The sequence below is a fragment of the Mycobacterium simiae genome, from assembly GCF_008370645.1.
In the GTDB taxonomy this organism is placed as follows: domain Bacteria; phylum Actinomycetota; class Actinomycetes; order Mycobacteriales; family Mycobacteriaceae; genus Mycobacterium; species Mycobacterium simiae_A.
Genome location: NZ_VTZN01000211.1, coordinates 1 through 7297 on the forward strand (window position 1 = coordinate 1; position 7297 = coordinate 7297).

The 7297-nt window shown below is 66.2% G+C and carries 7 protein-coding genes and 1 pseudogene; 3 read left to right on the forward strand and 5 right to left on the reverse strand.

Going from position 1 to position 7297, the window contains the following annotated elements; all coding sequences use genetic code 11:
• The 3 genes from F0Q45_RS22895 to F0Q45_RS22905 form a co-directional block, all read right to left on the reverse strand.
• Positions 1-210: histidine phosphatase family protein (locus F0Q45_RS22895; RefSeq protein WP_188113110.1), on the reverse strand; the 210-nt coding region annotated here is incomplete at its 3' end.
• Positions 207-1037: an undecaprenyl-diphosphate phosphatase gene (locus F0Q45_RS22900; RefSeq protein ID WP_149656097.1), complete on the reverse strand. Its 831-nt coding sequence runs from the start codon at positions 1035-1037 to the stop codon at positions 207-209. The genes F0Q45_RS22895 and F0Q45_RS22900, both read right to left, overlap by 4 nt.
• A gap of 83 nt (positions 1038-1120) precedes the next feature.
• Positions 1121-1423: a hypothetical protein gene (locus F0Q45_RS22905; protein WP_149656093.1), complete on the reverse strand. Its 303-nt coding sequence runs from the start codon at positions 1421-1423 to the stop codon at positions 1121-1123.
• Positions 1424-1596: 173 nt separating this feature from the next.
• On the opposite strand from F0Q45_RS22905, the gene F0Q45_RS22910 reads away from it, so the two are divergent.
• Genes F0Q45_RS22910 through F0Q45_RS22920 form a run of 3 tightly spaced genes read left to right on the forward strand, consistent with a single transcriptional unit; the run spans position 1597 to position 3946 of the window.
• Positions 1597-2592, forward strand: a complete 996-nt coding sequence (locus F0Q45_RS22910; RefSeq protein WP_373425067.1) for a YncE family protein — start codon at positions 1597-1599, stop codon at positions 2590-2592.
• Between the two features lie 38 nt (positions 2593-2630).
• Positions 2631-2837, forward strand: a complete 207-nt coding sequence (locus tag F0Q45_RS22915) for a DUF5703 family protein (RefSeq protein WP_149656095.1) — start codon at positions 2631-2633, stop codon at positions 2835-2837.
• Between the two features lie 26 nt (positions 2838-2863).
• Positions 2864-3946, forward strand: coding sequence for a quinone-dependent dihydroorotate dehydrogenase (locus F0Q45_RS22920; RefSeq protein ID WP_149656098.1), 1083 nt, complete (start codon positions 2864-2866; stop codon positions 3944-3946).
• A gap of 193 nt (positions 3947-4139) precedes the next feature.
• Here the strand turns inward: F0Q45_RS22920 and F0Q45_RS22925 are convergent, their stop codons facing one another.
• Entirely contained in the window at positions 4140-7052 is a 2913-nt protein-coding gene (locus F0Q45_RS22925; RefSeq protein ID WP_149656096.1) for a DUF4349 domain-containing protein, read from the reverse strand.
• A pseudogene (locus tag F0Q45_RS28045) lies at positions 7049-7297 on the reverse strand (hypothetical protein); the annotation flags it as partial. The pseudogene F0Q45_RS28045 and the gene F0Q45_RS22925, both read right to left, overlap by 4 nt.

Below are 7297 nucleotides of genomic sequence, written 5' to 3' on the forward strand. Positions count from 1 at the left end.
CAGCGCGTCGGCCAGTGGTTCGATGGTGTTGCGGCATCGCAGCAGCGGCGACGACACCACCGCCCGCAGCGGCAAAAACCCGATCCGATCGATCAGCCCTACCGCCTGCTCTTGCCCCCTGTCGTCGAGGTCAATGCCTTCGGAACGACCGGCCAAGATGCCCGCGGTGTTCGAGGTAGATCGACCGTGGCGCACCAGGATGACGGTCATGTCGCAGTCACCGTCCCGCGCGCCAGCAGGATCAGCACCCCCGCGCCGGCGACTACGCGGTAGCCCACGAACCAATACATGTTGTGCCGCAGCAGGAAACGTAGCAACCAGGCCACCGCGCTGAGACCGACGACGAATGCGATCAGGGTGGCCACCAGCAGCTGCGGGCCGGTGGCGCTCATCCCTTCGGTAACGGGATGGAAGGCGTCAGGTAGCGAGAACAGCCCGGAGGCGAAGACCGCGGGTATGGCGAGCAGAAACCCAAATCGGGCTGCCAACTCGCGGTCCAGGCCGAGAAACAGTCCAGCGCTAATGGTCGACCCGGACCGCGAAACTCCCGGAACGAGCGCCAGAGTCTGGGCAACACCAACCACCACGGCGTCCCGCCAGTTCAGCTGTTCGATGTGGCGGCTTTGGCGACCCAAGTATTCGGCCAGCGCGATCACGCCCGAGAAAACCACCATCGCCGTCGCCACCACCCACAGATTGCGGACGCCCGAACGAATTTCGTCCTTATAGAGCAGGCCCAGCACGCAGATCGGGATGGTCCCGATGATGACGTACCAGCCCAGGCGATAGTCCGCGTTACGATGCGACTTGACCACCAAACCGTCGATCCAGGCCCGCAGGATCCGGACGATATCGCGCGCGAAGTAGACCAGGACGGCGGCCTCGGTGCCTAACTGGGTGACCGCGGTGAACGAAGCGCCGGCGTCATCGCTGAAGAATATCCGCGACACGACCGCGAGATGTCCGGAAGATGAGACCGGTAGAAACTCGGTCAGACCCTGCACCACCGCCAACGAGATGACTTGCCACCATGACATCGCCGCAATCGCAGACACGACGACGACCGTACCTGGTGCGGCGCCGGCCACCGCCTGGTTGCCCCGCTCCGCCGTGCAGCCGACTAGTGCGAAACGGACGCGGCGTGCGCGACCGCGTCCCGCACCGCCGCAGCCAAACTCCGCTCATCGGTGAGGTCGATATCGACCAGGCCACGGACCGACCGCGCGACGACATCCTCAACCTGCGGAACTGGCCCACATAGCCCGGGCCGGTAAATTTCGACGATGAGCGACCGATGTTCGATGTGGAAGGAAAAACTGCGCCCATCTCCGACTTGCCCGTATCCGCTGGCGAAAATGCCCGCCGACATGTCTTCGATAGCAAACTCCTTGTTTGCGACATGCCGATCATCGGCGACGGTCATGCCGAGACCATACCTCCCCGGTGCCGCTTAGGGGTGTCAACATGACGAGATTGGAGGCGAGAACGTCCCTAGAATGTGGATTCTCATGTTCGACGATCAAGGGGTAGCCGTTGCTGCGACCGGATAAACACGCATATCGGCGCTGTTTATCCGGCGTCATCGTTTTGCTGACAATGCTGACGGGGTGCTCGTCGAATCGGCTCCGAAATGCGCCGCCCACGATCGAACCCGCCCAGCCCGCCATGTCTCCGCCCGTCGCTCAGACGCCGACCGGCATGGTTCGACCGCTCGGCGGCGGCCCGCAGGCGGCGCTGTACGACAGCGGCATTCGCAAGCTGGTGGTCCTCAGCGCTGGCGCCGAACCCTTGGCACCAGCCCGCATCACCGTGTTCGGCGATGCGCAGACACCGCCCCGGGTAATCGCGTTGCCGGGGCCTGCGACGGCGTTGAGCTGCGATGACCATGGCACGGGCTATGTGGCCGCCCGGGGCGGCTACTTCGCGGTTGATCTGTCCGGAGGCGGCATCGCATACATCAGGGTCGCCGGAGCTGCGGGCACCGACTTCACCGCGATCGCGCGTCGCGCTGATGGCAAGCTGGTGTTGGGCAGCGCCGACGGCGCGGTCTACATTCTGGCCGCCGCGACCGCCGACGCCGCCGCGACCGCCGAAGTAGCCAACCGCAACAAGATGTTTGCACGCGTGGATGCTGTTGTGACGCAAGGAAATACTAGTGTTGTGCTGGATCGCGGTCAGACCTCGGTGACGGCGATCGGAGCGGACGGCCGGGCCGAGCAGGCATTGCGCGCCGGCTTGGGGGCGACGACTTTGGCCGCGGATCCGCTGGGCCGGGTGCTGGTGGCCGACACTCGCGGTGGCCAATTGCTGGTGTACGGCGTCGGCCCACTAATGTTGCGCCAAGCCTATCCAGTGCGACAGGCCCCATACGGGCTGGCCGGCTCGGGTGAGCTGGCCTGGGTATCCCAAACTGCGTCCAACATGGTCATTGGTTACGATCTGAGCACCGGAATACCCGTGGAAAAGGTGCGTTACCCAACCGTGCAGCAACCCAACTCGCTGGCCTTCGACGAAGCGTCGGGCACGTTGTACGTGGTGTCGGCATCGGGTGCGGGAGTTCAGGTCATCGAGCACGCGGCGGTCGCCCATTGACTGGGCGCAGTCGGCTGCCGGCAGGCTGGGACGCCGAGATGTCAGACGAGTATGAATGGGCGCCGCTGCGGCTGCCTCCGGAGATCACCAGACTCAGCGCTTCCACCAGGTTGTCCATCGAGGCCGAATATCGCGGCTGGGAGCTGACCCGAGTGCGGCTCTACACCGATGGCAGCCGACGAGTATTGTTGCGTCGCAAGAAATCTCGTTTGATCAACCCGCCGCCCGAGCAACCGGAGCCGTGAGGATGGGCAACCAGCGCCACGGTTGGATGTACGGCCTGGTGCGGTGGCTGCTGTTCCGGCTGCCGCCTGAGCGCGCGCACACGCTGGTTTTTGCTGTCCTGCGCGGTGTCAGCCGCGCTGCGGCGCTGCGCCGGTTGCTGAGCCGCCGGCTGGGCCCGACCGATCCAGTGTTGGCCAGCACGGTGTTCGGGGTGGATTTTCCCGGCCCGCTCGGGCTGGCCGCGGGTTTCGATAAAGACGGCACTGGACTAAGCGTCTGGGCTGCCATGGGATTCGGATACGCCGAGGTCGGCACCGTCACCGCGCATCCTCAACCCGGCAACCCGGCGCCGCGCTTGTTCCGTCTGCGCGAGGACCGCGCGCTACTCAACCGAATGGGTTTCAACAACCAAGGCGCCGGAGCGCTTACGGTTCGACTTACGCGGCATCGTCCCGAGATACCGATCGGGGTCAACATCGGCAAGACCAAGACCACGCCGACCGACAAGGCGGTCGATGACTACCGCGCCAGCGCGCGCCTGGTCGGCCCGCTAGCGTCCTATCTGGTGGTCAACGTCAGTTCGCCAAACACACCGGGGCTGCGCGACTTGCAGGCGGTCGAGTCGCTGCGGCCGATTCTGGCTGCCGTGCTGGCTGAAACCTCGACTCCGGTGTTGGTCAAGATTGCGCCGGATCTCTCCGATTCCGATGTCGACGACATCGCGGACCTGGCCGTCGAGTTGGGCCTAGCCGGCATCGTCGCGACCAACACCACGGTGTCGCGGGATGGACTGCTGACTGCCGGGGTGAGCGAATTGGGTGCCGGCGGTATTTCCGGCCCGCCGCTGGCTCACCGCGCCGTCGAAGTGCTGCACCGGCTCTATCGCCGGGCCGGTGACCGGCTGGTGCTCATCAGCGTCGGGGGTATCGAGACCGCGGACGACGCGTGGGAACGCATCACCGCGGGCGCGGCGCTGCTGCAGGGCTACACCGGCTTCATCTACGGCGGGGGCTTGTGGGCCAAACACATTCACGACGGCATCGCCCGCCGGCTGCATGAGGGCGGGTTCGCCTCGCTGCGCGACGCGGTAGGCTCGGCTGCCGCAAAGCCAGAGCGACCGGCGGGGTAACCGCCTCATCCAAATCAGCGCCCGCACCGCGTGATCGACAGCGCCCAAGCTCCATTCATGCGCCAAGTTTGGTAGCCCAATGCAAGCGGCTCAGCACAAGCGCAGGGTTTCAGGTCGAAGTAACCAACAGCGTCAAACATGCCGCAGCGGGCGCGCTTTCGTTGGCGACACGTGGCAGGGTAACGGTTCGAAGCTACGATGGCGCTGCCTCGTCACCGGCTGCTCTGGGGCTGCGGGATCGGATGACGCGCACCCCGAAGTAGATAGCCGCCGCCACCACGGCAAGCAGCGGTAGCCACGGCAGCAGGAACCCAACAGCCAGCAATACGGCGTAAGCCGCGCCCATCAACGACTGCCACCCGCGCGCGAGCGCGCCCAGGAAACCCGCGCGGTGCACCGTCGGCTTGACCGAAAGGTTGACGTTGATCGTCGCGTAGGCAACCTCGTCACCGAGTGTGGCCCGCTGCGCCCGCAGCGAGTCCAACTCGGCTTGTCGTTGCGTCAGCGACGACTTTGCGGCCAGCAGATCGGCCGTGTCGTCGGCCCGGCGCATCAGTTCCAGCAGTCGATTGACCGACGTCTGTAACGCGTCGATGCGGGCATCGAGGTCGACGCGCTGCGACGTGACATCGGTGTGTCCGATCGACATCGACTGCACCGTCCCGAGTTTCTTGGCATCGGCCAGCACGCCGTCCAGCTTGTCCGACGGAATGCGCAACACAAGATCAACCATCGGCGTCCCGGACTGGGAAGAAGAACTCGATCGCTCCGATCGCGAATCCACTCGCCCGCCCGCATCGGTGACCGCCGCGACGAGCCGGTCAGCCACCTCAGTAGGTTCGGTGACGATCATCTGCAGCGATCCCGTGGTGACGATGTCGCGTTTGTAGGTGGTCCCCGGAGGCGCTGGCGGCGACGGCGCCTGCGGTGCGGCGACCGTGTTCTCGGTCAGACCGCCCTTCGGCTCGGGCACGGTGGCATCCGACATGTCGGAAGGCCTGCCCGCCACGACGCCGCGATCGCGCGTCGAGGCGGGTAGACCGTCCCCATTGAGTGACCAGACCCAGCCGGTGCCCAGCAGCAACACGCTGACCAAGCTGACTAGAGCCACCGCAATCACATTGCGTGACTTGACCGTTCGCGCTCTCGATGTCTTGCCGCCAGACGCAGCCACCGGAGCCGTGGACGCCTTGGCGGCCGAAACTGGGGGCGGGGCGACAACGGGGGCCAGTACCCATCCAGCCGGTGCCTCGACCGGCTGCAGCACGCGGTGCTGCAGCCCGCCCTCGGCAACTACTCGGCCGTCCCGGGTGTCCAGGCCGACGTAGGCGGTGAACCTGCACAACACACCGAACCGCAACGAGGTGTCGACGATCCGCTTCGCCAAGTCCTGCGTGGGCGCCAAGGCGTAGCTGTCCTCCAGGTCGCGCAAGTGGACCCGTGCCCACTGAGCGGTGACTGCCGGGGCCTCGCGGCGCTGTCCGGCAACAGTGGCCGACCAGTCCGCGCCGTCACCGGTCGTGCCGCAGACCGTGAGCGATCCGGTGTGGCCGCCCCGATATCGCCCGATCACCACCAGCGGCACCCCTGGAAACAGGTCGGGCAGCCGAGCCGGGCTCGTAGTGTCCTCGATAATGTTCAGCCCTTCGGCGTGCAGCGCCAGCGAGCGCGCAAGCGACGCGCCGATGCGACGGTGGATGGCGTGCATTGCCTCGTCGAGGCGGTCTTCACTTTCCACCAATTCGCAATATCCTCCGCCGACACGGGCCAGGCGGTCTAGAAATCCGGCATTGGCGGCCTGGTCAATGGCAACCGTATGCACCCGCACCTGGTGCAGGTCCGCAGACAACTCCTGCAGCAGCTGGTCCTCGTTGCCGACCTGCCCGTCGGTAACCAGGACGAGCACAGCGTCACGTCCCCGCGTCCGGTGCAATAAAGCGAGCGCCTGACTCATCGGTGCGAGCAGCTCGGTGTCACCGCCGGCGTCAACCCGGGAAAGATGCTCGACGGCCCGATATCGCTGCCGGTCGCTGGCTTCGACCAGGTCATCCGGCAAATCGATGGGGCGGTCCACTCCGTCGCCGAAGGTCAGCACGGCGAAGCGGTCGCTGCTGGTGAGCGTGTCGACGATGCGTGCCGCGGCACGCCGGGCGGCCACCATCTTCCAACCGGCCATGCTGCCGGAGCGATCCAGCACCAGCACCAGGTCCCGAGGACGCGGCGTCGCGCTTGACACCGGCGGCAGCACGGTGAGCTGAAAGGTTCCCTCGCCACCCTGCGAATCGGGAACCAGCACGAGTGAGTCAGTGAGATCGGGTGAGCCATAGCGCAGACGCAGGACCAAATCTTGGTTGGCTCGCACGCCCGGCGCTATCCGGATCCGGCCGTCGTCAGTGGTCGCCGCGGGCCGGTTCGAACGCACCTGCGACAGCGTGAGCCCGGCAGGGTCAATGCCGACATCGACAGTCACCGCAACCGCGTGGGGGAAGCCGGGCAGCAGCCCGGGCGGGGTGATACGCGAGGCGTCGGGCACCGCATCGGTGTCGTCGGCGTAGCCGTCACCGACCGCGAAATCGTCAAGAGCAACCCCGGGAATGTAGCGCGGCGCAACCACCAGGGGGAAGCGGAACGTCGCCTCGCCGTCCTCGTAGCTCAGCGGGTTGACCAGCGTGAGCGCCACGGTAACTCGTTCACCCGGCGCGATACTGCCCACCCGCAACGTGAAAACATCCGGCCGATCCTCCTCGGCGATGACAGCCCGCCGCTCGGCAACGACGGCGTCCGCATAGGCGCGGCGGGCAGCCTCCCGCTCCCGTAGCTCAGCGTCAACAACCCGCCCATTGGCAGTTATCCGCATTCGGGTGACCGCGGCCCGGTTGGGTAGTGGGAACACGTAGGTCGCCTCGAGAGGCACCTCGAAGGCGTTGACAAAGTCCTGGGTCAGCTCGACGAGGCTGGTGAAACCGGTGATGTCGGCTCGCACGTCGATGCGATCCAGCGGAAGACTGCCGCGTTCGGTCCGCAGCGCGCCCAGCTCCGGTTGGCCGTCTGTCGCAGTCACCCGAGTTGCCTTCGCATCGGTGATCGACGAAATGGGAACGGTCATGGTCGGCTCCGTTCATCGAGGGGTAGCAGGCCGGATAGCAATCCACGAGCGGCCAGTGTTTCCAGCAGCGGCTGGGCCGCCTCGTTGATTGCGTCGATGTCGCCGTCGTCGGGTCGGGTTGGCAGCAGCAGCAGTGCGCCGCCGGGCAGGCTTACGGCGGCCAGTGTTGTGACAGTGTCAGCGCTGGCCCCGTTCGCCGCTGCGGCGGCGGGTGAGTCGGCCCAGAATCGACGGCGCCTGGCCGG

Bases quoted from the DNA above. Each gene is read 5' to 3' on its own strand.
- F0Q45_RS22900 (WP_149656097.1), bottom strand. From the start codon at position 1,037: ATGTCATGGTGGCAAGTCATCTCGTTGGCGGTGGTGCAGGGTCTGACC.
- F0Q45_RS22920 (WP_149656098.1), top strand. From the start codon at position 2,864: ATGTACGGCCTGGTGCGGTGGCTGCTGTTCCGGCTGCCGCCTGAGCGC.
- F0Q45_RS22925 (WP_149656096.1), bottom strand. From the start codon at position 7,052: ATGACCGTTCCCATTTCGTCGATCACCGATGCGAAGGCAACTCGGGTG.
- F0Q45_RS22910 (WP_373425067.1), top strand. From the start codon at position 1,597: ATGCTGACGGGGTGCTCGTCGAATCGGCTCCGAAATGCGCCGCCCACG.
- F0Q45_RS22915 (WP_149656095.1), top strand. From the start codon at position 2,631: ATGTCAGACGAGTATGAATGGGCGCCGCTGCGGCTGCCTCCGGAGATC.
- F0Q45_RS22905 (WP_149656093.1), bottom strand. From the start codon at position 1,423: ATGACCGTCGCCGATGATCGGCATGTCGCAAACAAGGAGTTTGCTATC.